This is a genomic window from Nodosilinea sp. P-1105, from assembly GCF_012911975.1.
GTDB lineage: Bacteria > Cyanobacteriota > Cyanobacteriia > Phormidesmidales > Phormidesmidaceae > Nodosilinea.
Genome location: NZ_SMDQ01000014.1, coordinates 12,415 through 37,959 on the forward strand (window position 1 = coordinate 12,415; position 25,545 = coordinate 37,959).

General features: G+C 57.2%; 19 protein-coding genes and 1 tRNA gene. 9 read left to right on the top strand and 11 right to left on the bottom strand.

What is annotated here, in order from left to right; all coding sequences use genetic code 11:
* Positions 1-159 precede the first annotated feature (159 nt).
* The 3 genes from E1H13_RS08525 (at position 160) to E1H13_RS08535 (ending at position 4,057) form a co-directional block, all read left to right on the top strand.
* Entirely contained in the window at positions 160-633 is a 474-nt protein-coding gene (locus tag E1H13_RS08525; RefSeq protein ID WP_169612989.1) for a tRNA (cytidine(34)-2'-O)-methyltransferase, read from the top strand.
* 1,120 nt (positions 634-1,753) lie between these two features.
* The gene (locus E1H13_RS08530; RefSeq protein ID WP_169612990.1) at positions 1,754-3,793 is read left to right on the top strand and encodes a peptidoglycan DD-metalloendopeptidase family protein; all 2,040 of its coding nucleotides are present in this window, start codon (positions 1,754-1,756) and stop codon (positions 3,791-3,793) included.
* A 192-nt stretch (positions 3,794-3,985) separates the two neighbouring features.
* Positions 3,986-4,057: transfer RNA gene (locus E1H13_RS08535), tRNA-Met, on the top strand.
* A 45-nt stretch (positions 4,058-4,102) separates the two neighbouring features.
* Here E1H13_RS08535 and E1H13_RS08540 read toward each other — a convergent pair.
* The 7 genes from E1H13_RS08540 to E1H13_RS08570 all read right to left on the bottom strand — a co-directional run bounded on the left by E1H13_RS08540 (position 4,103) and on the right by E1H13_RS08570 (position 11,730).
* Positions 4,103-4,807 carry an isochorismatase family cysteine hydrolase gene (locus E1H13_RS08540; protein WP_169612991.1) on the bottom strand — a complete coding sequence of 235 codons (705 nt, stop codon included), beginning with the start codon at positions 4,805-4,807 and terminating at the stop codon, positions 4,103-4,105.
* A gap of 143 nt (positions 4,808-4,950) precedes the next feature.
* Positions 4,951-5,295: a cupin domain-containing protein gene (locus E1H13_RS08545; protein ID WP_169612992.1), complete on the bottom strand. Its 345-nt coding sequence runs from the start codon at positions 5,293-5,295 to the stop codon at positions 4,951-4,953.
* Positions 5,296-5,386: 91 nt separating this feature from the next.
* Complete coding sequence (locus tag E1H13_RS08550) at positions 5,387-6,928, bottom strand: ABC transporter ATP-binding protein (protein ID WP_169612993.1); 1,542 nt, start codon at positions 6,926-6,928, stop codon at positions 5,387-5,389.
* 290 nt (positions 6,929-7,218) lie between these two features.
* The gene (locus E1H13_RS08555) at positions 7,219-7,899 is read right to left on the bottom strand and encodes an isochorismatase family cysteine hydrolase (protein WP_169612994.1); all 681 of its coding nucleotides are present in this window, start codon (positions 7,897-7,899) and stop codon (positions 7,219-7,221) included.
* A gap of 153 nt (positions 7,900-8,052) precedes the next feature.
* Positions 8,053-8,982, bottom strand: a complete 930-nt coding sequence (locus tag E1H13_RS08560; protein ID WP_169612995.1) for an ABC transporter permease — start codon at positions 8,980-8,982, stop codon at positions 8,053-8,055.
* A 200-nt stretch (positions 8,983-9,182) separates the two neighbouring features.
* Positions 9,183-10,280 (bottom strand): ABC transporter permease, encoded by a 1,098-nt coding sequence (locus tag E1H13_RS08565; protein WP_169612996.1) that lies wholly within the window; start codon positions 10,278-10,280, stop codon positions 9,183-9,185.
* Positions 10,281-10,494: 214 nt separating this feature from the next.
* Positions 10,495-11,730, bottom strand: coding sequence for a BMP family ABC transporter substrate-binding protein (locus tag E1H13_RS08570; RefSeq protein ID WP_169612997.1), 1,236 nt, complete (start codon positions 11,728-11,730; stop codon positions 10,495-10,497).
* Between the two features lie 428 nt (positions 11,731-12,158).
* On the opposite strand from E1H13_RS08570, the gene E1H13_RS08575 reads away from it, so the two are divergent.
* The 6 genes from E1H13_RS08575 to E1H13_RS08600 all read left to right on the top strand — a co-directional run bounded on the left by E1H13_RS08575 (position 12,159) and on the right by E1H13_RS08600 (position 20,449).
* Positions 12,159-15,899, top strand: a complete 3,741-nt coding sequence (locus E1H13_RS08575) for an NB-ARC domain-containing protein (RefSeq protein WP_169612998.1) — start codon at positions 12,159-12,161, stop codon at positions 15,897-15,899.
* 240 nt (positions 15,900-16,139) lie between these two features.
* A complete protein-coding gene (locus E1H13_RS08580) occupies positions 16,140-16,745 on the top strand; it encodes a peroxiredoxin (RefSeq protein WP_169612999.1) in 606 nt (201 codons plus the stop codon).
* Between the two features lie 40 nt (positions 16,746-16,785).
* The gene (locus tag E1H13_RS08585; RefSeq protein WP_169613000.1) at positions 16,786-17,316 is read left to right on the top strand and encodes a redoxin domain-containing protein; all 531 of its coding nucleotides are present in this window, start codon (positions 16,786-16,788) and stop codon (positions 17,314-17,316) included.
* Positions 17,317-17,395: 79 nt separating this feature from the next.
* Positions 17,396-17,830 (top strand): Rrf2 family transcriptional regulator, encoded by a 435-nt coding sequence (locus E1H13_RS08590; protein ID WP_169613001.1) that lies wholly within the window; start codon positions 17,396-17,398, stop codon positions 17,828-17,830.
* Between the two features lie 9 nt (positions 17,831-17,839).
* Positions 17,840-18,802 (top strand): cysteine synthase A, encoded by a 963-nt coding sequence (gene cysK / locus E1H13_RS08595; protein ID WP_169613002.1) that lies wholly within the window; start codon positions 17,840-17,842, stop codon positions 18,800-18,802.
* Between the two features lie 120 nt (positions 18,803-18,922).
* Complete coding sequence (locus E1H13_RS08600; protein ID WP_169613003.1) at positions 18,923-20,449, top strand: YifB family Mg chelatase-like AAA ATPase; 1,527 nt, start codon at positions 18,923-18,925, stop codon at positions 20,447-20,449.
* A gap of 73 nt (positions 20,450-20,522) precedes the next feature.
* On the opposite strand, the gene E1H13_RS08605 is transcribed toward E1H13_RS08600, so the two are convergent.
* The 4 genes from E1H13_RS08605 to E1H13_RS26835 form a co-directional block, all read right to left on the bottom strand.
* On the bottom strand, positions 20,523-21,476 hold the full coding sequence (locus E1H13_RS08605; protein WP_169613004.1) for a BsuBI/PstI family type II restriction endonuclease: 954 nt from the start codon (positions 21,474-21,476) through the stop codon (positions 20,523-20,525).
* Positions 21,466-22,950 (bottom strand): Eco57I restriction-modification methylase domain-containing protein, encoded by a 1,485-nt coding sequence (locus tag E1H13_RS08610; RefSeq protein WP_240966545.1) that lies wholly within the window; start codon positions 22,948-22,950, stop codon positions 21,466-21,468. Before E1H13_RS08610 ends, E1H13_RS08605 begins: the two co-directional genes overlap by 11 nt.
* 147 nt (positions 22,951-23,097) lie before the next feature.
* Positions 23,098-24,819, bottom strand: coding sequence for an ABC transporter ATP-binding protein/permease (locus E1H13_RS08615; RefSeq protein WP_169613005.1), 1,722 nt, complete (start codon positions 24,817-24,819; stop codon positions 23,098-23,100).
* A 402-nt stretch (positions 24,820-25,221) separates the two neighbouring features.
* Positions 25,222-25,455 carry a hypothetical protein gene (locus E1H13_RS26835; protein ID WP_206070244.1) on the bottom strand — a complete coding sequence of 78 codons (234 nt, stop codon included), beginning with the start codon at positions 25,453-25,455 and terminating at the stop codon, positions 25,222-25,224.
* Positions 25,456-25,545: the final 90 nt, after the last annotated feature.

Genomic DNA, 25,545 nt, shown 5'->3' on the forward strand with positions numbered 1-25,545 from the left:
TATAAGCTAAGCTTTTCTATTGGCCAGAGTTTTCTAGTCAATTCAGAAGTTGAGAGGGGGGCTGGCCAACCGAGAAGCAAGTATTAATAAAATCTATAGCTCCTAGACTTTCGTCTCGTTTTGCCGATCAAATTTCGTTCGCGGTTTATTCCTGCTGCCATGCCCCATCTTGTGTTGGTTACGCCTCAAATTCCCCCCAATACTGGCAATATTGCCCGCACCTGCGCTGCGACACACACGCCGCTCCACTTAGTTGGTCCCTTAGGGTTTGAACTCAGCGATCGCTATCTCAAGCGAGCCGGTCTAGATTACTGGCCTCAGGTCGATCTAGCCCTTTATGAGGACTGGGAACAGTTCTATACCCAGCAGCAGCAACAGGGCGGACGCACCATCGCCTTTAGTACCGGTGGGCGATGTAGCTATATAGAGCTAGACTATCGTCCTACCGACTGGCTGTTGTTTGGCAGTGAGACTGAGGGGCTACCCCAGACGGTACTGGCCGCCTGCGACGAAACCGTCACCATTCCCATGGCCCGCTCAGCTGTTAGAAGTCTAAACTTAGCCACCAGCGCGGCTATTGGGCTCTTTGAGGCATTGCGACAGCTTGAATTTTCTCCTCTCTATCACCCCTAGCGGCGACTAGAGCTTGAAACACTCATGGCGATCGCCCCTATGAAATCAGGGGGGTGATGCAGGTTCAACTCCATCCGCAAGCAGTAATAAGTGTCACCGGCCCACCGTAGGTGCCAAGGAAAAATGGGTGGTGAGGCTCGCATGCCCCCTCTTATAGTCAGACCAGTGGAGAGCCGTAACCTCTATTACTGTCTGCTTCAAACCTAGACTTACATCAGGTTTCATGCCCCTGAATCAGGGGATTAGAGGTTGGGCCGTAGAGCGAAAAGCGCCTTAAAAAAACATGGGGTTGTCGGGGATACAAAACAGGCCACGGCTAGATAAGAAATTTATATGGCTCGAACCTGTCACAGACTTATGGGATTAGTTGAATGGATACATAACCCTATCTTAGGGCTGTCTTGATCCCCAGATATCCTTGCCGTACTAGGTTCTCAGCCTTTTATGCTGAAGAATGTTGCCGCCCCAACTGACGTAACAACAGGCCTTTCAAGCTGTAACTGGATCAGGGAGAACACGCTTGCGGAAAAATTCTTTTAGGGGTTAAACCTGTATGTTGAGTTAGCAAAGTTCCCGGTTAAGCTTGGCTTCACTGGGAATAAGCGGTAAGAATCGTGAGGGATTGCTTTTTTAGAGCACTCATGTAAACTTGCCTAAGCCACTTGGGCAAGGTAGTCTTACCTAGTCAAAAGAGCTTGGTTGATTCACGGTTGTTGTAATGCTAATGTTCTGCTCGCCATCTAGGATGTTGACTCGTCGCTCTACGGAGATCTCGAGGTTGACAATCCGGTGGGTGGGAAAGTTCAAACGAAGTTGATTCGTTGAGCGCTGGTTTACAGGAGGTCGTTCCTTGAAACGCGTATTTCTGCAAGAGCCTATGGTTGATTCACATTCATCTAGCTTGAATGAGGTTCAGCTAGGAGCTTCAGGAGGTTCCCGCCGAGTTCAAACTTCGGCCGCCATGTTAGGTATTGCTTTGTCTTTTGGGGCATCGGCTCCTCTGCTATATGAGCCGGAAATGGCTCTAGCGGCTGATGGCTCAGCAATTGCTGTTTTGCCTGCCGTTCGAAGCAATGTTGAGGTGTCTGGTGCAAGAGGTGCATCTGGTCAACGATCTGTTTTGGCGTCCTACTACACGGTCGAAGATGGGGATAGCCTCTGGCAAATCGCCGAGCGTCACCAGGCTGATATCGATTCGATTAAGGTAGCTAACGGCATCTCTCCCGAAGAGGTGCTCCGAGCTGGTCAGGTGATTCGGGTCCCCGCTGTGGGTATGGCTGACGCCGGTACGGTCAGTCAGGATCAGCGGTTGGCCCTGCGTTCCGATGGCCTTGGGGGCGTTGGTGGTGATCTATCAGCTGCCAATACATTGGTCCTTTCGGCATCTGCCTTGTCCGTTGATGACTTGGAAAAAGCGTCAGCCGATAAGCTAGAACTCGAAGAAATGGCTGGGTTAGATCTAGACGAGCATGACGATGACGTCGCCACAGACTTAGCTGATGAGGATGTCCCCAGTCTGTTGGCTTCAGCCAATTTAGATGAAAGCTCATCCCCAGATGCCAGTGTCATCGCTGATGATCAGCCTGCGACTAACAATTGGTCTGTGGCGGATGTGGCCGGTGTGGACCAAGTCGCCTCGGCTCAGGTGCCTGCTACTGAGGAAATCGCTACTGAGGAAGCGGTGACCTCTGTTGTAGCCGCAGACGAGGTTTCTGATGCTACGCCTGGGTATCCATCTACTTTGCCGCTGCATGAACAGCCTCCACAGCCTCGCCTGGCTGTGCGGTCTGCCCCATCTGAGGCCACTGCTAACACTATTGCTAACACTTCAGTCGAGCCGGAAGCGACTTCAGAGACGGTTAACTCTGACTCTGTGGATCACTCTGCTGCTGATGACCTCAATGGAGCTAGGGTAGCCAAAGAGGAATTTGTTGCTGTTCTAACTCCAGGGGTGGTGGATTCTAGCCAGCTACCGTCGACGAGTGCGACACCAACCGGTACGGCTACTAGCAGCTATGATGTCAAGCCTGGGGATACCCTGTGGACCATTGCATCTAACCATGGGGTGACCTTGCAAGAGCTGTTGAGTCACAATCATGGCATTGACCAGCCAGAGGCGATCGCTGTTGGTGACAGTATTAGTCTGCCGACAGCAACAGCTTCGATAGACGAGGTCTCTGATCGCTCTGCTGATCGGGTATCTGCTGCCTTGCCTAATGCTGCAGCTCCTCGTACTCGAGATCAGGTCATTCAAGATCACCTGGCTCGTATCCGAGAGTCAGCCAATAGCCTGGTGGATCGTGAGGAATTGAATGCTCGTATTCGTCAGGCTCGTGAAGAGCTAGAGCGTACTCGCCTAGCGACTAGTGAGCGACCTCAGGTGTCCTTGGAATACTACAGCGATGATCAAGCTGTTGCCTTAGCCTCTCCAGAGCATGACACGGTATCCGCTACAGCTACAGCCTCGACCCCTGCTACCCTAGCCAGTTCCCAGTCCAGCCAGTGGCGAGTCACTGATGCCTCCCAAGCTGATGATACTGAGGCTGCGGTGGCTGCCGTTATCAGCCCAGGTGTCATTCAACCAGCTGACATTAGGGACACTGATTCCCTGGCTGATGAGGTACCTGAGCAACTAGACAGTCGGCAACTCTTGGCGGCAGCTCCCCTGGAACCCGACGCTTACCGGGCTACTCCCAGTTTACCGACAGGGCAAACCGTATCTCCCAGTATGCCGTTGCTACCTAGTTCAGGGGAGTTCCTCCCAGAGGCTCCCGAGCGATTTAATGGCTACATCTGGCCCACCCACGGCACCTTTACGTCCGGCTATGGCTGGCGCTGGGGTCGAATGCACCGTGGGATTGACGTTGCTGGTCCTGTGGGTACGCCGATTGTGGCAGCCGCAGCAGGGGTGGTGGAGCGTTCTGGCTGGAACTCGGGTGGCTACGGCAATATGGTTGATATCCGTCACCCCGATGGCAGCATGACCCGCTATGCCCACAATCATCGGAACTTGGTACAGCAGGGACAACAAGTGCGCCAGGGGCAGCAGATTGCTGAGATGGGTAGCACCGGCTTTAGCACCGGGCCTCACTTGCACTTTGAAGTGCACCTGCCTAATCAAGGAACCGTCAATCCGATGGCTTTTCTACCGAGTCGTTAGGCTCGTAGGTGAGACTGTATAGCATCCCCAGACTGCCTTCGCTCAGTCCGGGGATGTTCATAGGTTTGGTCAGGATAAGTTACCCTACAGGCTCCACAAAAATAAGCTTGGTATGTGGCTGATTCTGTGATACGTTTATTTACTGTTGGTTTGCGAAACGCAGTCTAGGACTGCTAGTAGCAACTAAACTCTGGCTCAGTAGCTCAGTGGTAGAGCAGGGGACTCATAAGCCCTTGGTCGCGTGTTCAAATCACGCCTGAGCCATTTTTTTGAAGTTTGCTCTGTAATGTCTTGAGTGTAAACAGTGGGCTACAGGTATGGCTCTAGGGGTTGTGCTGCGTAGTGCTGCGCTAGGGCTTGCAACAAGGTTTCAGTACAACTTGTCCAGCCCACGATGCCGCCCTGGGCCCGCACCATCTCCAGAGTAGCCCGCTTAAACTCAGGGAAATAGCTCTCGGTGGCGTCTTCCACCAGTAGGCACTCGTAGCCGCGATCGTTAGCTTCGCGCATGGTGGTCTGTACGCAAACCTCGGTGGTCACCCCAGTAATGACTAGATGGGTAATGCCCTGTTTGATCAGGTGGTGTTCTAGGTCGGTGGCAAAAAAGGCCCCCTTACCTGGCTTGGGAATTACCACTTCCCCCGGCAGCGGTGCCAGCTCAGGGATGATGCCGTTGCCCGGTTCCCCCAGCACCAGGATGCGACCCATGGGGCCAGGGTCGCCTATTTTGAGGGCGCTAGTGCCGCGATCGCGCTTCGACGATGGACAGTCAGACAGATCGGGCAAATGTCCTTCTACGGTCTGAAAAATCGGCAGATTGTAGCGGCGAAACGCCTCCTGTAACGCCTTAACGTTAGAGATGATGGCCCGCAGCAGACTGACATCGTTGCCCAGGGCATCGCCAAAGCCGCCGGGCTCGATGAAGTCCCGCTGCATGTCGATGATCAGCAGCGCCAGGCCGGTGGCGGGCAGGGGGTAGGGGTAGGGTTGGGCGGGTAGAGGGGTGGTGGGCATGGTGGGCATGGTGGGTGATGGGGTGGATGGGTGGGGTGACGGGGAGGAAACGTAGGGGCGGACCCGTGTGTCCGCCCTTAGCGGGAAACGACGACAAAAATGAATGAAGGGCGATGCCGTAGGGGCGGATCCGTGTGTCCGCCCTAGGGTTCGATGTGGACAGGTTTGGCCCAGATGGCGAGGACGATGCAGCCCTCGGGGCTGTGGACGGTGTGGCGGGTGTCGGGGGGATTAACGACCAGGGTGCCAGCGGAGTAGGTGCCGTTCTCGTCGGACTGACTGCCAGAGAGCACCAGAATGTGCTCGAAGCCGGTGTGCAGGTGGTAGGGCACGGTGGCTCCCGGCTGGTACCGCAGCAGGGCGGCAGCGGCCCCCTCCGGTTCGGCAGGGTACAGCCGATGGATCTCCACCCCAGGGCGAAACGGCTCCCAGGGTAGGTTTGGGTCGAGGGCGATCGCCTTCAGGTCATTCAAAACAATCGGTTCCATCAAGACTCTCCCATTGGTCAACCGCTTCTCGCTAGGGCGGGCAGACACGTGGGTCTGCTACGACCCATCCACTCCCTACCCATCCACTCCCCTAATGTCCCGCCATCCGCTGCCCCAGCACCTTGATATCCGCCTTGGCGGTGGCGCTTTCGTAGACCAGGTCGCCGTCGCTGATCACCACAATGCGATCGCTCAGCTTCAGCAACTCATCCAGGTCTTCGCTGACCAGTAGCACCGCCACACCGCGATTGCGGGCGGCGAGGATTTGGGTGTGGATGTAGTCTACGGCGGAAAAGTCGAGGCCAAAGCAGGGGTTGGCGGCGATCAGCAGGTTGATCGTAGTGGACGACAGCTCGCGGGCCAGCACGGTGCGCTGCACGTTGCCGCCAGAGAGGTGACCGACGGGGGTATCCACCGACGGCGTTTTGACCGAGAACACCTGCACCAGGCCCTCGGCCATACGGCGAATATTGCTGAGGCTGAGCAGCCCGCCCCGCTTGGCCTGGGGCGGTTTGTCAAAGGTGCGCAGGGCCATGTTTTCGGCCACGCTCATGTGGGGGACGCAGGCGTTGCGCAGGGGTTCTTCGGGCAGGGTGTAGACCTGGTGCTGGGCCATTTCCTTGCGGGTGGACTGGTAGGGCTCTCCATTGACCAGAATGTCGCCGCTGGAGCGGGGGCGCTGCCCGGCCAGCACCTCCACCAGCTCCCGCTGGCCGTTGCCCGAGACCCCGGCAATGCCGACGATTTCGCCACTGTTGACCATCAGGTTGATACTGCGGACGGCGGGCAGACCATTGTCGCGATCGGCACAGAGGGCCTTGAGTTCCAGCACCGGGTGAGGGTCGGGGATGGCGACTTTCTCGACCGGGGTGGGTTCCTGCTTCTCGCCCAGCATCATGTGGGCCATGTCGGCTACAGTGAGGTCGCGCACGTAGCCGTGGCCCGCTAGCTTGCCCTTGCGCAACACGGTAACTTCGTCGGTAAAGGCCGTCACCTCCCGAAACTTATGGGAGATCATCAACACGCTCAGGTGCCCGGCGGTGACTTCTTCGCGCAGCAGGCCCAGCACCTCGTCGGCCTCGTCGGGGGTGAGCACCGAGGTGGGCTCGTCGAGAATCAGCACCCGGCTGTTGAGGTAGAGCTGTTTGAGAATTTCCAGCTTTTGCTTTTGGCCCGCCGCCAGCTGGGCGATGGGGGTGCGCAGGTCGATCTGAAAGGGGGAGGTGGCCATGAAGGCTTCCAGGCGATCGTACTCCTCCTTCCAGTTGATCCACTGGGGGCTGTCGTAGCGGGAGAGCACCAGGTTTTCGGCCACGGTCATGGCGGGCACCGAGGTGAAGTGCTGGTAGACCATGCCAATCCCGAAGTGGTGGGCATCCTTGGGGCTGGCGATGGTGCGGGAGTGTTTGTCGATCAACACATCGCCGGAGGTGGGGGTATAAAAGCCCATGATGCATTTCACCAGGGTGCTTTTACCCGCCCCGTTTTCCCCCAGCAGGGCATGGAAACTACCGGGGGTGACTTTGATCGACACCTGGTCGAGGGCGGTGAAGGTCCCGAAGCGCTTGGTCAGGTTGATCACTTCGAGCTCGGGGGGGGTGGTTTTGGTTTGGGTGGCGGTGGCGGTTTGCATGGGAGTAGGGGGTAGGGGGTGGATGGGTGAGGCGTGGATGGGCGTAGGGGCAGACCCACGTGTCTGCCCGGATGTGGATGGGTGGATGGGTGGATGAGATGGAGGTGATGGTAGGGAGAGGGATGGGGAAGGTGGGGGAGATGGAGGGTGCATTCGCGGCCTGCAATCCTGCGCGACTCCTCATCACTTTTCCCTGTGGGCCGCAATGCACCGATTTCGGTATCGAGAAATCCGCAGGGTATGAGCCGTAGGTGCCGTAGGGTGGGCACTGCCCACCAATTTCCTTGGGGCTAAACCAATGCCTCGATCAGCGCCTCCGAATGGGCTACGGCGCCAAAGACGCCGCCCTGCATTTTGACCATCTTTAGGGCCGCCAGGTGGTTGCCGTAGTCGGTAGCCCCGGTGCAGTCCGAGAGCAGCAGGCACTCGTAGCCGCGATCGTTGGCGTCGCGCATGGTGGTGTGGACGCAGACGTCGGTGGTGATGCCGGTGAGGATGATGTTGCGGATGCCCCGGCGGGTGAGGATCAAGTCCAGGTCGGTGGCGTAGAAGGAGCCTTTGCCGGGTTTGTCGATCACCACCTCGCCGGGTAGGGGTTGCAGTTCAGGGATGATTTCCCAGCCGGGTTCGCCCCGCACCAGAATGCGGCCACAGGGGCCAGGGTCGCCGATGCCTGCGCCAATCTGGCGCGATCGCCACTGTTTGTTTTCCGGCAGGTCAGCTAAATCGGGGCGATGGCCCTCGCGGGTGTGGATGATGGTGAAGTGGCCATCGCGCATCACCCCCAGCAGCTTGGCAATCGGTTCGATGGGGGCGCGGGTGAGGGAGAGGTCGTAGCCCATCTTGTCCACATAGCCACCGATGCCGCAGAAATCGGTCTGCATGTCGATTACAATCAGCGCCGTATTCTCGGGCCGCAGATCGCCGTTGTAGGGGTAGGGGTAGGGTTCAGCATCAACAAAAATTCCCATAGTGGTTCTCCAATCACAGAAAAGGCAGTGCCATAGGTTGGGTAGAGCGTAGCGGCACCCAACAAATCTGCCGCTGTTGGGTTGCACTGCGTTTCACCCAACCTACAGGGCGAGACACTTCTACAAAATGCTCTAAAGGACGTTGGCAAACTGTTACTCCTGAGCCTGCCCCAGTGCTCCCGGCGCGCCAGTTAACGTGCGCTTTGGCGAGCAGGTGATCACCATGATCAACAGCGTCAAAATGTAGGGCGATGCGTTGAACAGGTAGTAGTAGGCGTCAATACCCACCGACTGCATCGCCGGGCCGATCGCCTGGGCACCGCCAAATAGCAGCGATGCAAACAGGCATTGAATTGGATTCCATCGGGCAAAAATTACTAGGGCGACGGCCATGAGACCCTGGCCGCTAGAGATGCGCTCTGACCAGCTGCCAGGGTAAAACAGCGATAGCGAGGCCCCGCCGATACCGGCCAAAAAGCTGCCCGCCACAATGCTGGCCATGCGCACCTTAAAGATCGAGATGCCCATGGCGCGGGCGGCGTCAGGGCTATCGCCCACGGCCCGCACCAGCAGCCCCCAGCGGGTGGAGCGAAAGAACCACTGCATCAAAGGCGCGATCGCCACCCCCAAAATAAACAGCGGGCTAATCCGCAACGCCGACTCCAGCTGGGGAATCTGGGTCCACCCCGCCAGGGAAAAGGTGGGCAACTGGGGGGCCGAGGGCTGGATGAACGGCTTGCCCAGGAAAAAGGCCAGGCCGCTGCCAAAGATGATCATGGCAATGCCCACCGCCACGTCATTGACCCGGGGCTGCTGGGACAGCCAGCCGTGGATCAGCCCGAGAAACAGGCCCGCCACCCCCGCTGTCACCACCCCCAACCAGGGCGACCCGGTCAGGAAGGAGATGGCGTAGGCGCTCATGGCACCCATCAGCAGGGTGCCTTCCAGACCCAGGTTGATCTTGCCGCTCTTTTCGGTCAGGCATTCCCCCAGGCTGACAAACAGGAAGGGCACGCTGCCCCGCAGGGTACCGGCGACAATGGCCAGGGGTACGCCCCACCAGCCCAATGCTTCTGTAGCCATGGTTCTCTCTCTCCGTAAATAAAACTTTCGCTAGGGACAAGATCGGGGCTTCAACCAGCCGCTACCTATCCACCCTCGCCACCATTCCCCGCCAGGGCAGACACATGGGTCTGCCCCTACACCCACCCATCCACCCTACCCTCCGGGAAGCCGCTCCGCGTCTACCACCCATCCACCCATCCACCCTTCACCCTTCACCCCTAAACCAGCGTCGCCGTTGCCACCGGCGGTGTCGGCCGCACCTTGGGGGGTCGCGCCTTAAAGATCGGCAGCTTGCCGTAGAGGGAGTCGCTGTAGAGTACCGACAAAAACACAATCCCCTGGAACACCATCACCGTGGCATCGGGTAGGCCGTGGGCCCGCTGGAGAATGCCACCGCTGGCCAAAATCCCCCCCAGCAGTAGGGCCACCAGGCTGGCGGCGATCGGGTTGTGGCGGGCAATAAAGGCCACCAGCACGCCGCCGTAGCCGTAGTTGGCATTCAACGATTCATTGGCGCGACCGTGGACGGCGGCCACCTCGACCATCCCCGCCAGCCCGGCGCAGGCCCCGCCCAAAAAGCAGATCGCCAGGGTGAGCTTGCCCACGGGCAGACCGGCTACCCGCGCCGCCCGCACGTTGCCCCCGGCGGTACGGGCCGCAAAGCCAAAGGTGGTGCGCTGAATTAAGAAATAGGCCAGCCCGCAGGCCACCAGCCCCAGCACCAGCCCGTAGTGCACCCGACTGCCGGGCAGAGTACCCAACATGTGCTCCGACGGAATCGGAAAGGTGGAGGGCTTATTTAGCGAGGCCGGGTCCCGCATCGGGCCATTGACCATCTGGTTGAGGAAGGCGATCGCAATGTAGTTCATCAGCAGGCTGCTGATGGTCTCATTCACCGCCCGGTAATGGCGCAGGGCACCGACAATGGCGATCCAGAGGCCGCCCGCCAGAATGCCTGCCAGGGCCATGCCCAACTGCACCCCAGGGGTGGGCAGACCCCAGCCCCCCAGGGTGAGGCCCCCAGCCACCGCCGCCAGCCCCCCCAGCACCAGCGCCCCCTCATTGCCGATAATCACCAGCCCCAGCCGGGCGGGCAGGGCGGTACAGAGGGCGCTCAACATCAGCGGCGACGCCTGAATCAGGGTGTTCTGAAACGAACTCCAACTGCCAAAGGCGGCCCGGTAAATGGAGTGGTAGACCCCAAACGGGTTCGCCCCCGCCAGGGCACAAAACAGGCCAAAGATTACCAGGGCCGCCAGCAACGCCCCCAGGGGGATACAGATTTTTTCCAGTAGACTCCGCCAGCGATCGCTCATGGTTTTGCTCCTTCGTTCACTGATGTTTTGGCGCAGGGGTTGTGGTGTTGGTCAATCGGTAGAGATAGAGGGTTGGTGAGCCGTGAAGGGGATGGTGGGCAAAGCCCACCCTACGTCAGTGGCGAATTGGTTTCAGGCGGGATTTCGGGCGGTGGCGAATTGGTTACAGGCGGGGTTGGGGGCAGACACGTGGGTCTGCCCCTACGCATCCACCCTACCCTCCGGGAAGCCGCTCCGCGTCTACCACCCATCCACCCATCCACCCATCCACCCCATCCACCCACACTCCCCATCCACCCACACTCCCCATCACCCCTTCCGCCAGCCAGTTCATCTGCTCCAGCTCCACTGCCGTCTGGCCCAGTTCCTTGCCGCTTTCAATCACGGTCTGGCCCTGGTTGTCTTTGATTTCGCCTTTGTAGATCACCAGGTTGCCCGCCACTAGCTCAGCTTTGGCCGCTTCTGCTGCTTGCTGGGCTTCGGGGCTCACCGCCGGGCCAAAGGGAGAGAGCTTTAAAAAGCCATCCTGGAAGCCGCCCCGCACCAGGTGGGGGATGCCGCCGTTCATCAAGGTTTTGCCTTCCAGTATTTGAGTCATATAGTTGGTGTAAACATTCGACCAGTCCCACTCGGCCCCAGTCAGGTAGCCCTGGGGGGCCAGTTCCGCCTGGTTGGCATGGTAGCCGGAGGCAAAAATGCCGCGCCGCTCGGCGGTTTCGATCACCACCTTGGGGCTGTCCACGTGGCAGGTGAGCACGTCGATGCCCTGGTCGGCCATGCTGTTGGCCGCTTCGGCCTCACGTACCGGGTCGGCCCAGTCACCGGTAAAGATCACCTGGGTGGTGACACTGGGGTCGATGGTGCGGGCACCGAGGGTAAAGCTGTTGACGTTGCGCAGCACCTGGGGAATCGGCTTGGCGGCGATGAAGCCCAGGCGCTTGCTGTTGGTGGCGTGGGCGGCGACGATGCCGGCCACGTACTGGGCTTCGTCGATGTAGCCAAAGTAGCTGCCCACGTTGTTGGGGTGGACGCCTTCTTCGTACAGCCCACCGCAGTGGAAGAACTGCACGTCGGGGAATTCCTCCGCCAGGGCCAGCACATGGGGGTCGAAGTAGCCAAAGGAGGTGGCAAAGATGGCGGTGGCTCCATCGATGTCAATCATGCTACGCATGGTCTCCTGGACGGCGTTAGTCTCGGGCACACTGGCCTCCTCGGAGACCTTGACCCCATCTATGGCCTCAAGGCTGGCGGCCCCTTCGGCGTGGGCCTGGTTATAGCCGTAGTCATCCCTGGGTCCGACATAGATAAACCCAGCGGTGATGTCATTGTTGCTAGCGGTCGTGGAGGTGTCGCCGCAGGCGCTGAGCTTCACCGTGAGCCCAAAAGCCCCGGTAGCTAGCAATCCCCGGATGGCCTGGCGACGGGTCACCTGAAACATCGGACTCCGCATGGGGGTTCTCCTTAGATGAACTACAAAACAGCAGCAGCAGTCCCCTAAAAGGGGGAGCGCCTGGGGCGTGAACCAGCCAATTAATAAAGGGGCTAGTCGATTAGGGCTTAGGGTGGCAAGGTCTGGGGAATAAGGCAGAACCGTGAACCGCAAACCAGCAACCCGGCACCCGAAACCTAAAACCCTGGCGGTAGAACGCTATTGTCGAAACGTTAAAGTAGAGGTTATCAGCGCCAGCCGAGGGGCAAGGTTCGAGAGAAGTTCGCGAAAAGTGCGTTGTTTAGCTGCCTAGGGAGTCTTGCCTCTAGAAATGTTGCTTAGGTCACAAAAATGGGGGTATTGCTTGACTACCATCGAAATTGAAGAGTTGCCTCTAAGCCCTGTGCTACTTGAGTTTCAGCACAGCAAGTAACTTTGGACACACCACCATGATCGCCGATGATGCCTTAAGACTGGTTGAACGGGCGTTGGTCGAGCAGGGGGCAGAACCGCTCAGCCCAATGCAAGGGGCAGTATTGCAGCAAGCCTGGAACGATCGCTCTTACCAGGCTATGGCTTTGGCCTTGGGCTATGAAGTGGGCTATGTCAAGCAGGTGGGCTCTGATCTGTGGCAGTATCTCTCGACTCACCTGGGGGAGAAGGTGACCAAGCGTAATTTGCGGGGGGTGCTGACGCGGCGACTGAGCTTTAAGCAGTCTACCGATGACCCCCCGGTGGGGCTGGTTGGGGGAGTTCCCTCCCAGGGACGCCGAGATTGGGGTGATGCCTCTGATGTTGTCACTTTCTATGGTCGTACCGACGAATTGGCCCAGCTTAAGGCGTGGGTTTTAGCCGAAGCTGGGCCAGATCCATCTCTGCCCTATGCCCATCAGCGCTGTCGACTAGTGGGCATCTTTGGCATGGGGGGCATCGGCAAGACCACCCTGGCGATTAAGCTGGCTCGGGAGATTCAAGACCAGTTTGAGGTGGTGATCTGGCGATCGCTGCGTCACGCCCCACCCCTGGCAGATTTGCTCAAGGATTTGCTGGGCGTGTTAGCCCCAGGGCGTGAAACGGCTTTGACCAGGTTGGATGGGTTACTGCGATCGCTGTTCGATCAGCTGCGTCAGCACCGCAGTTTGATCGTGCTAGACAACGGGGAAACGATCTTGCAACCCCAGGACTGTACTGGCACCTATCAGCCCGGTTATGAAGCCTACGAAGACCTCTTCCACTGTCTGGGCCAGGTGGCCCACCAGAGTACGGTGGTGCTCACGAGCCGCGAAACTCTGAAGGGAATGGCCCGCCAGGAAAGCGATGGCCTGCCGGTGCGATCGCTGCGGCTGCTGGGGTTGCCCCCTGCCGTGGGCCAGTCCCTCTGCCAGGCCAAGGGCAGGGTACACGGCACCGCCACCGACTGGCGACAGATGGTTAACCACTATGGTGGCAATCCCCTGGCTCTGAAGATAGTGGCCGCTGTGGTCCAAGACTTTTTTGATGGTGAACTGAGTTCCTTTGTGGATATGCTGGCCCAGGGTGACTCGGTGTTTGGTGATGTGCGTGACCTGCTTGGCAGGCAGATCGATCGCCTCGCCCCCCTGGAACAGCAGGTGATGGTGTGGCTGGCCATACACCGGGAGCCCGTTACCCTGGTCCACCTGCGTACTCATCTGGTGACGCCCCTGCCTCTGGGGCACCTGATCGAGGCCCTCACCAGTCTGGAGCGACGGTCGCTGGTGGAGCGCGACACCCCCCGCACTGGCCCACGCAGCACCCAATTTACCCTCCAACCCGTGGTGATGGAGTACATGACTGACTGGCTGGTGGAGCAGGTAAGCCAGGCGATTCTGGCGCCCCCTAGCCCGGCTCCCAGCCCCCTGCACACCTACGCCCTGATGGTGGCCCAGGCCAAAGACTACATCCGCGACAGCCAGACGCGGCAAATCCTGCAGCCCGTGCTCGATCGCATCGGCCCCGGCCCTCTAGCCCCACGGCTCCAGGGCCATCTGGATGCCTGGCGTCACCAGCGGCTGCCCAGCTATGGGTGCAGCACTATCATTCACCTGCTGCTGCAAGCCCAGATTTCCCTCCAGGGGTGGGACTTTTCCCACCAGACCATCTGGCAGGCTTACCTGCAAGACAGCAATCTCCAGCACACCACGTTTACCGAGGCCGATCTGTCCCGCTCAGTGTTTAAAGACACTTTCAGCCAAGTGCTCTGTGTTGCCTTTAGCCCCGATGGGCAACTGCTAGCCGCCAGTGATGTCAGCTACGAAATCCATCTGTGGCGGGTCAGTGATGCCCAGCCCGTCCTCACCCTCCAGGCCCAGGATGGCTGGTGCTGGGCGGTCACTTTTAGCCCTGACAACCAAACCCTGGCCAGCAGCGCCAACGGCACCATCGACCTGTGGGATCTCAAAACCGGCGATCGCGATGGTCAGTTGAAGGATTCCTCCAGCCGGGTCTTTTCCCTGGCCTTTAGTCCTGACGGCCTTTTTCTGGCTAGCGGCTGCGAAGATCACCAGATTCGAGTGTGGGACGTGCGCCGCCGTACCCTGGTCCATTGCCTGAGCGGCCATCAGGATGAGGTGCGGGCAGTGGCCTTTTCTCCCCAGGGTTACCTGCGTCGGGGGCCAAAGTTGGGGGCACCCCAGGCGGGCCACCAGCTGGCCAGCGGCAGCTACGATGGCACCCTGCGCCTGTGGAATTTAACCGACGGCGACAGCACCGCCCTGGCCACGGACTCTCCAGTGGCAGCCCTGGCGTTCAGCCCCGATGGGCAAACCCTGGCCAGTGGCCATCAAGACGGCAGCATTGGCCTTTGGAACCAGACGCCCCAGCCTCAGGTGCGGTGGCTCAAGCCTGCGGCCAGCGGGCAATCGCTGCAAAGCCAGGTGCGCACTGTCGCCTTTAGCCCCGATGGTCGCACTCTAGCCAGCGGTGGCGACGACCAAACCATTCGCCTGTGGGACTGGCCCACCGGACGGCTTACCTGGGCCTTTAAAGGCCACAGCAGCTGGATTTCCAACGTCGCCTTTAGCCCCGATGGGCGCACCCTGGCCAGCGCTAGCGAAGATCAGTCTGTGCGATTGTGGGATAGCCAGACCCGCCAGGCTCTACGGGTGTTGCGAGGTCATAATAGCGGCGTCTGGTCGGTGGCCCTGCATCCCCAGGGCCAGTACCTGGTCAGCGGCGGTCAAGATCGGCGGGTGCGCCTCTGGCCCCTGGCCAGTACCATTGCTACTGGAGCTACTAGCTCCGGAGCCACGTCACCGCAGGCTCTGGAGGGTCACACCGGCTGGATCCTGGCGGTGGCGGTCAGTCCCGATGGTCGCTGGATTGCCAGTGGTGGCGAAGATCGCACCGTGCGCCTGTGGGACAGCACGACTGGCGATTGCCGGGCCACCTGGGCCGACCACAGTCACGAAGTTTGGGCGGTGGCCTTTTGCCCCCAGGGCGATCGCCTGGTCAGCGGCAGCCTCGATGGCACCATTCGCCTCTGGGACCTCGATAGTCAATCTAGTCAGGGCAAACTTACGGGGCATACCAGCGGCGTCTGGACCCTGGCCATCAGCCCTGACGGTCGCCGGTTGGCCAGCGGCAGCCAGGACGAAACCGTGCGCCTGTGGGATCTGGACAGCCAGATCTGCCTGCAGGTGTTGCCCTGCGAAGGCAGTTGGGTGCGGGGGCTAGCCTTTAGCCCGGACGGGCGCTATCTCTGCTGTGGGGGTTCCAATGGCTACCTGATGCTGTGGGATCTAAAACTGGGCCACCGCACGGTCATCGGTACCCATCCCAGCCTGGTGCTGGCGGTGGCCTTTAGCCCCGACGGACAGTGGCTGGCCAGCTGCGGCGGCGACACGAATATCAAACTCTGGCACCTGACCACCCGCCGCTGTCACCAGACCCTCTCTGGCCATGAAAAGTGGGTGCGTTACATCACCTTTAGCGCCGACGGCAATCGCCTGATCAGCTGCAGCCAGGATGAAACCATTCAGGTGTGGCAAAAACTTAAGGTTCCCGAGGGCTTTATCTACGGTCGCGAGCAAACCCTGCGGTTGCCCCGTCCCTACGAAGGGATGATAATTCAGGGGGCTACAGGGCTAACCGATGCCCAGCAGTTAGCTCTGGCGACGTTAGGCGCCACCAAGACTGAAGCGATCACTGTCTCTGGCAAACTTGGCCTGTAGACCACTGGTACTCCGAGGCAGAAATGACTCATCTATTTCCGCCAGCCCAAGCCTTGGCGTAGAGAGGGATTCCATATTCTGCCTTTTGCCTTCTCACTTCTGCCTTTCTGTACTAGCCCCTTGAATCGCCAGCCAGCCCTGCCAATGGCCAAGGCAAGGTGTTAAAGTCTAAGGGTGAATAGCCACAGTGCCCAGTGGTCCTTATTTTAGGGAATTATAGATTTAAGGGATTATACGTTGATGAGTGAACATAACGAGGGATGCCTGCGGGTAGGGCAAATGGCCCCCGAATTTATGGCCACAGCCGTCGTTGACCAAAACTTTAAAACCATTAAGCTTTCTGACTATCGCGGTAAATACGTGGTGTTGTTCTTCTATCCCCTTGACTTCACCTTTGTCTGCCCAACGGAAATTGCCGCTTTTAGCGATCGCTACGACGAATTCAAAGCGCTTGACACTGAAATTTTGGGCATTTCCGTCGATAGTGAATTTTCCCACCTGGCGTGGATTCAAACTGAACGCAAGTTAGGCGGCGTCGGTGATCTGAACTATCCGCTGGTGTCAGATCTGAAGAAAGAAATCAGTGCCGACTACAATGTTCTGGACCCAGAAAGTGGGGTAGCCCTGCGGGGTTTATTCATCATCGACCGAGACGGGGTGATTCAGCACTCTACTATCAATAACCTGGCCTTTGGCCGCAAGGTAGATGAAACCCTACGGGTACTACAGGCGATTCAACATGTGCAGACCAACCCTAACGAGGTCTGCCCCGCCGACTGGCAGCCAGGGGATAAAACCATGACCCCCGACCCGGTTAAGGCCAAAGATTTCTTTGCTGAGGTCTAAAATCCATCAGGTCAATCAGGTCAACCAGGTTAGCCAATCCATGACCGCCGCATCGTCTAGTCCATCCCCCTTCTGGCGTTATCTGCTACCCCGCCCCCCCTGGCTAGGGCTACCTCTGGGGCAGATCCCCCCTGACTTTGCCCTCTGGGATGTCACCCACCAGCGCACCGTACGCCTGGCCAACTGGCGCGGTAAACAGCCGGTGGTGCTTGTCTTTGCCCGTCTTGCCGCCCAGGATGTCTATCAACCCACCGACCACCGCCATATTGTGGCCGTGAATCGAGCCTATGAACCGTTCCGCAACGCTGGGGCTGAGGTGATGGTGATCACCACCCTCAGCCTGCGCCATGCCCAAGGGGTCGTAGACGACTTGCAGCTCAGCCTACCCCTGCTGAGGGATACCACCGGTGACAGCTTTCGGGCCTATCACACCGGCCAAGCCCTGGGAGCCCCCCTGCCGGCTCAATTTATTCTTGATGCTCAGGGTCGCCTCCGTTACGGTCATCTGTTTTCGCTGCTGCACACCCATGCCGACCCTGAGCAGTTATTGAAGGTGGTGGAAGGGTTGTGACAACGAGTTCTTTCAATCCTGCAAACCCCAGTGGAGAACCGGGGTATACTAAATGGGTTGCCCATTACCTGGACCCGTTGTGGATCTTTCCTGTAAAAGTGAATATGCCCTGCTGGCCTTACTGGAGCTTAGTCCTCACTATGCCAGTGGTGAGCCCCTGCAAATTCGTCAGATCTCGAGCCAGCAAAATATTCCCGATCGCTATCTAGAGCAACTGCTGGCGACCCTGCGGCGGGCGGGTCTGGTCAAAAGCCAGCGGGGAGCTCGGGGTGGGTACCTGCTGGCCCGTGATCCCTGGAAGATTTCCCTCTATGATGTGGTGAGCTGCATTGAAGGGTTTGATACCCAGGCGGATGCGACTAAGGCGCCCGATACCTCTGAAGCCGTGGTCATCCAAGATGTCTGGGGGGAAGTGCGCCAGGCGGCGGAAGCCATTTTGCAGAAATATACCCTGCAAGATCTGGTAGACAAGCGCAACGCCAAGCAGCAAGTTGACATTATGTATTACATCTAGGCCAAGCCCATGCGAATTGCAGAAAACGTCACCCAGCTGATTGGTCGCACCCCGCTGGTACAGCTCAACCGCATTCCCCAAGACGAAGGCTGCGTTGCCCGTTTAGTGATGAAGCTAGAGGGTATGAACCCCTCGGCTTCGGTGAAGGATCGCATTGGCATCAACATGATTGAGGCGGCGGAGGCCGAGGGGCTGATTACCCCTGGTAAGACGACCTTGGTGGAGCCGACTTCTGGGAACACGGGCATTGCCCTGGCCATGGCCGCCGCGGCCAAGGGCTATCGGCTGATTTTGACCATGCCAGAAACTATGAGTTCGGAGCGACGAGCGATGCTGCGGGCCTATGGGGCCGAGTTAGAGCTTACCCCTGGCACTGCGGGCATGTCCGGCTGTATTCAACGGGCCCAGGAAATGCTGGATACCCTGCCCGATGCCTACATGTTGCAGCAGTTTCGCAATCCGGCCAACCCGGATATTCATCGCCGCACCACCGCCGAGGAAATTTGGACCGATACCGATGGTCAGGTGGATATGCTGGTGGCGGGGGTGGGGACTGGCGGCACCATCACTGGGGTGGCTGATGTGCTGAAGCAGCGTAAACCGGAGTTCCGGGCGATCGCGGTGGAACCCACGAACAGCCCAGTGATCTCGGGTGGGCGGCCTGGGTCCCATAAAATTCAAGGTATTGGGGCTGGGTTTATCCCCGATGTGCTGGATGTCAGCTTGATTGACGAGGTAGTGCAGGTGAGCGATGACGACGCGATCGCCTATGGCCGTCGCCTGGCCCGGGAAGAGGGCTTGCTCTCGGGCATTTCCACTGGGGCTGCGGTTAAAGCGGCGATCGAGGTGGGCCGTCGCCCAGAAAACACCGACAAATTAATCGTGATTGTTCAGCCCAGTTTCGGCGAGCGTTACTTGAGCACTCCCCTGTTTCAAGATCCCGAACTGCTGGCTCCGATGGCCGTGAACTAGTACCGCAGACTGGGTGAGCAGTCAACGGGTCCTCAGCTATTCCTCGGATTCCTGGAAGAGAGTCGTTAGCCCCAAGCTGCCCTGGGCATTCTAACCAGAGCATTATCGGTGGGCATCGCTATGTTGGCCAGAGTTTGGAGTGCATCCCTGGTGGGCATCGATGCCCTCAAGGTAGGGGTTGAAGTGGATCTGTCCGGCGGATTACCTGGGGTGGTGATTGTCGGCCTACCCGATACGGCGGTGCAGGAGTCGCGGGAACGGGTGAAAGCGGCGCTGAAAAATGCTGGATTTCCCTTCCCCATGCGCAAGGTGGTGATTAACCTCACCCCGGCGGACCTGCGCAAAGAAGGTCCGATTTTTGATCTACCTATCAGTGTCGGGATTATGGCTGCCGCCGAGCAGGTGCGGCCCGAAGCCCTTAACGACCTGCTGTTTCTGGGGGAGCTCTCCCTGGATGGCAGCCTGCGGGCGGTGGCCGGGGTGCTACCGATTGCCGCCGCCGCCCAAAAACTGGGCATTCGCGCCCTGGTGGTACCCACTGACAACGGTCGGGAAGCCGCCGTAGTACCTGGGCTCACGGTCTACAGCTTTAACCACCTGTCAGAGGTGGCAGATTTCCTCAACCACCCGGCTGGCTACCAACCGGTGGTGGTGGATAGCGCCAGCACCATGCAGGCTACCCCAGGGGCTTTGGACTTGCGGGATGTCAAAGGCCAGGCCCAGGCCCGCCGCGCCCTGGAAATTGCGGCCGCTGGCGGCCATAACTTGATCTTCGTTGGCCCCCCTGGCAGCGGTAAAACCATGCTGGCCCGCCGCCTGCCCTCGATCTTGCCGCCCCTGCAATTTGAAGAAGCCCTGGATGTCACCCAAATCCATTCGGTGGCCGGGCTGCTGAAGGAAAAGGGCACCCTGGTGAATACTCGTCCTTTCCGTAGCCCTCACCATTCCGCCTCAGGACCGTCGCTGGTGGGGGGCGGCAGTTACCCCAAACCGGGGGAAATTTCCCTGGCCCATCGGGGGGTCTTGTTCCTGGATGAGCTGACGGAGTTCAAGCGGGATGTGCTGGAATTTCTGCGGCAGCCCCTGGAAGATGGCTATGTCACCATCACCCGCACCCGCCAGTCGGTGGTGTTTCCGGCCCAATTTACCCTGATTGCCAGCACCAACCCCTGCCCCTGCGGCTTTTACGGCGACTCGGTACAGCCTTGCACCTGCACCCCCCGCAGCCGCGAAAACTACTGGTCGCGGCTGTCGGGTCCACTGATGGACCGGATTGATTTGCAGGTGGTGGTTAGCCGGATCAAACCCGAAGAAATGACCCAGCACCAGTCGGGGGAAGCCTCGGAGCCAGTGCGCCAGCGGGTGCAGGCCGCTCGCCAACGGGCCTACCAGCGGTTCAAAGCAGAACCCGGCCTGCAATGCAACGCCGACATGCAAAGCCGCCACCTGAAGCACTGGTGCCCCCTGGATGACCCTAGCCGGACGCTGCTGGAAGGGGCCGTGCGCAAGCTGGGCCTATCCGCCCGGGCCACCGATCGCATCCTGAAGGTGGGCCGTACCATCGCCGACCTGGATGGAGCCGACGATCTGCAAACCCACCACATCGCTGAAGCCATCCAGTACCGCACCATCGATCGAATGCAGTGATGAAGGGGCGCTCAGTAAGGATCTTAAGGGCCATAGCACCGTACAGGATGCTATGACCACTTTTGGAGCCGTATTACGAAGTTCTATATGGTCCTAGAAAGCGCTCACCATTGAAGTGGATCAGATGTGAAGGTGCATCTGCGACCCATACCTCTGTCTCCCAGGCAATTTCACCAAGATATCGCCCCATAATGACACGGTTAGGGAATGCGGTCACGTAAACCAAGTCAGCTCGCGCGCCACTGAATAAAGTAGCTAATTCCCCATGACGTTTACCATCCATAGGACCATGGCTTGTAACTGACTCAATCAAGAGCAGCCAATTTTTCTCAACATAGTGCAGCACTACATCAGGCATCTTGCCATGGGTATCCATGGTAACGCCTAGCTGGCTCAGTAGAGCAGCGTTGAAATATCCCCACTTTTTCCCAGTATCGCCTACGTAGACCAATACGCTTCCTGGTGCAAAACGGGGGGCGAAACTCTCGACAATGGCTCGGATTAGTTCGCTGTGATCACCAGGGCTGAGGGTGATTTGCTGCCCTGGGGAAACCTCTACAGGGATACGGTTTTGCTCCCGCTCTTGAGCATATCGGGCCACTAGGGTTTTCCGCTCAGCCAAATACGCCGCTAGCTGATCGGACCATGTTTCTTGACCAAAGGTACGTAACAGAGAAAGGGCTGAGGGTTCAATCTGATAAGCAGCTTTAGGACTATTTACTGGGCGATCGGGCCGGTCTGGGTTGTAAAGCACAATGCCAGCATCACAGAACTGGTGCATGGTTTGTCGACGAATGGTTTCTCGACTATTAGGAGCATAATCTTTGTCGTAATGCTGTCGAATCCAGTTCATGATTGGGGTTATACCCATTAGTGGACTTTCTGCATCAATCCAGGCTTTACCGGGTGTCAAGTTTAGCAGAGCTAGCAGGCAAAGGGCAGAGCGCTCATTTTGCTGTGCCCGAGGCAAGCCCAGTGAAATAATTATTTGAAAAGCGGCCTTGATATAGGCACTTTTATCTTTCATTGATGAGCGTTTCTAGTCTATTATCAATCATGACCTGGGTTAGGTTGCCCTGCTGCATGGACCATTCACCAAGCTCAAAAAGAACATTTCGGCTGGGATACTTCATCAGTTTTAGGTCGGTGGCATTGACTTGAGTATGGCCACTAAACTGGCGAAATTGCTGGTCAACAGTCGTAGAGTTAAGAAAGACGGCAAGTCCATGAGCCAACGGAGCTGGCAAACTATGCTTATGCTCATGAAATAGATTGAGATGATTTTCGAAGCCTAACATTGGCGAATTGTTAAAAATATTAGGATTTACCACACTAGCTACAATTCGCCGTTTTTCCTCCTTAGATGAGAAGCGTCGTACCACACAATAAAACCCTGTTGGATATAGCCATTTCTCAGTCTCTTGGTTGTGCTGAATGGCATTGGGCTTCTTCATACCTTTAATCGGCCAAGTGGTGGCTCCATATTTGAAGTGCCTGGGATACAGTAGAGGTACAGTGCCTGGTTCTGGACTATTACGTAGGTATTCTTTAAGTCTAAAGTCAACGACTGGACCAGTAGATACTTGAATCCCTAGATCACTCAGCGTATGGTGAAAGGCCGATAGTTCAAAGGTATGGTTGGTTAGTATAGGGACATGAATAAAACGTTCTGAATCACCGGGTAGTACGATTTGGCTGAATGAGTGTTCATGAGTGACTATATCAGTAAATACATCATCGGTAGATGTAGAGATGATCACTGCCCCTTGCCGACCATCTCGCTCAAGCCGAATAATCACGTTCTCTTGCAGAACCGCATCATCCTTAAAAGCTTTGTTGCGTGATTCAAACAGGTGCAGATGGCGGATGGCTGTATGATCTAAAATAAAATCTCGAAAGGGCCGATAGTAAGGCCCGTTGCAGAAACTACGGGGAATAATGGCAACGATTTGCCCACCCGGAGCTGTCAGGGCGATGGCTAGAGCTACAAAGGCTGAATAGAGGTTAACCGTTTCGATGCCAACACGACGCAAGGCTAAACGGTGAGGCGAGTGGCTATTGATCTTCTTATAAGGCGGATTCAGAATAGCGTGGGTATACTGGGGGAGTGGCTCGGCAAACAGATTACCAGAAAGCCAGTCCGCTGCCTTGTGAATGAAATCACCGCTGCGAATACTGTAAGAAAAATCGATTCTGTTGCTGTACCGGCCCAAGGTATCCTGCAAGTAAGGATGTAGGGTCTGATCGAGTTCGAAGGCATCCAGATGAAGACTTTGGAAATTGAGGTCGCTAGAGCACCAGCGGTCTAGAAGTGCGGCTGAAAGAGAACCGATGCCAGAACCGGCATCAAGTAAACAGCAATGACCATCGGCCGCAGGAAATAGGCTAGCCATAAAAGCCGCAGTCTGTTCTGAAGTCAAGAATTGGCCAAACTTAGATTTTTTCCCTGCCTCAGTATTCTGGGAAATCAGCAATCTGGTTTGTTTAACTGTTGATAACAATGGGATTCTCCTTTAAAAGAGGCAAAGACAAATTAGTCTGGTTTCTCCTATCAGGGTTGCCAGGAAGGAAACTCTAGCAGTATAGTTGTTCTCTATTATGATTGTCAGCCGGACATCGGACAATACTGAAAATTAGAAAAATAGTATCTATCCTTCATTCTCAGCTAACTCCAAGGGTTTCATGGTCCAGGTGTGGTCTTCCGCCAGTTCTAGTACCCGGTGGTGGTAGCTATTCAGCGACGCTCGGTGCCCAACACTGATAAAGGTGGTGGCGGTATGGCGCAGATGGTCGTAGAGTTGGGCTTCATTGGCCAGGTCCAGGGCGCTGGTGGCTTCATCCAAGATGGCAAAGTCTGGCCGGTTCAGCAAAATCCGGGCAAAGGTAAGCCGCTGCTGTTCTCCCAGGGAGAGCACATCTCCCCATTCTTCAACGGCATCAAAGCCACCGAAGCGGTCGTCTAGATCCGCCAGGTTAACTTTCTCCAGGGCCGCTTTCAGGGTGGCATCATCCAAATCCTGGCGGGTATTGGGATAGAGCAACTGATCCCGCAAGCTGCCGAGGATCATGTAGGGTTTTTGGGGTAGAAACAAAATTTGGTCCAATGCCGGACGATGCAGGGTGCCGCTGCCGGAGTTCCAGAGACCGGCGATCGCCCGCAGTAGGGAACTCTTCCCGCAGCCGCTGGGGCCAACAATCAATAGCCCGGTTTGCTTTGGCAGTTGTAGGGACAACGCTTCTACCAGGGTGCGCTGGTAGTTGGGGGTTTGCAGGGTCACCCCCTCTAGGGACAGGTGATCGGCAGGTTCTACCGTGATCTGGGGATGCTCAACTGTATCTGCCTGGTCTGCGATCGCAATCTCCCCATGGTTTAGGGCTTCGGCAAAGCTGTAGAGACGGTTAATCCCAGCCCCAAAGGAGGTCAGCTCTTGGAAGCGAGCCACCACCACATTCAGGGAAAAGAACACCCGCACAAAGGCCCCCTGGGCTTCGGACACCTTGCCCACTTCAATCTCGCCAGCAAAGACGGCGGGAGCTACCACAATGGCGGGTAACACAAAGGGAATAAACTCATAGGCATTGGTCAGGGCATTGAGATTGAGTTCCCAAATAATCAGTCGCTTGAAATTCTCAAAGGCGGCCATGAACCGATTGTTCACCTGGCTGGCTTCCTGGGCTTCGCCCCGGTAAAAGGCGATCGCCTCGGCATTTTCCCGAATCCGCACCAGGCTAAAGCGAAAGTTCGCCTCCCGTTTTAGCTGCTCAAAGTTCAGCCGCACCAGGGGTTTACCAAAGATCACCACGGTCACCAGGGTACCGAGCACCGCATATAGCACCAAAAAGACCACCAGGTTCTTGGAGATGCCCCACAGCACGCCGCTGAAGGCCACCACTTGCAGCACCGAACTCACCACCACCAGCAGCAAGGCCAGGGATTCTTGGGTGAAGCTCTTCACATCTTCGGCAATCCGCTGGTCAGGATTGTCAATGTCGGGCTGAAATTGCTGGATCTTGTAGAAGGCGCGATCGCCAAAATAATCATCCACAAACCGATTGGTCAACCAGCGTCGCCACTCCAGACCCAACCGCTTTTGCAGATACTCGTACCCGGCCAGCAGGGGGGCATAGGCTACCAGCACCCCAATAAACACCAGCACCGTCTGCCAAAAGCGGGCTTCGTCCTGGGCTGATAGGGCTGAAATCAGCACCCCCCGTTTGTTGTTCAGCACCACACTCAGGCCGGTATAGCCCAACAGCAGTACCCCAATCAACACCAGCAGCCCTCGAGCTTTCCACTTTTCGTCACCAAACCAATAGGCTTTGGCGATCGCCCAAAACTGACGAAACGCCCTGAAATTAACTCGTTCCATGCCGGTGCTCACGCTCCTGCCGTGGGGATGCTAAAGAGATCTTACAAAACTTAACCCGGCAGTGCTAGAAAGGGACAGATCCCAGGGTTCTGCCCCTTTCTAGTGAATGCTTTTCAAAGTCGAGCGAAAGAATGGGCTTTTCAGCAGTCAGACAACCAAGACACTTGAGCGAAGCAATGAGGGTTTTGGACTATTTCCAGCTTTTATAGCGGTTCTTGATTGGATGAGTTATTGAAGTCCTTGATAAATAAGGCTTACAGGACTTAGGCTGCACCTCACTCGGGTGAAAACCGCTATACTTTGGTCGCCAACTAAAAAACACCCATCTGAAAGGGGTTCTGCCCTCGGACACCCCAAAGTTCATAGCCCGTGATTATCTTGACCTAAACAGACGAAAGCTAATCACATCAAGGCTTTTACCTTATAGATATATCTACAAGGTAAAAATAGTAGTACAAAGGTTCGGACATTTTTCCGGGCAAGTACTGAAACCCTTGTTTTTTCTGTTTTTTCGTTGGCTAAATCACGGTAGGAAAGGGCTTCAACCTGCATTCTACCGTTGGCATTCAAAAACTGTCCGGAGTGTTGGTAGTAATGAGTTGGATCTACAATCAGCCATGATGTATGTCTAGCCATAGACTCCCTAGATACTTAAACGGGCAAAGCTATATTCATCAGTACTTTCAGAGATTTTAAGTAAGCGTGTCAGATACACTCATATATGTT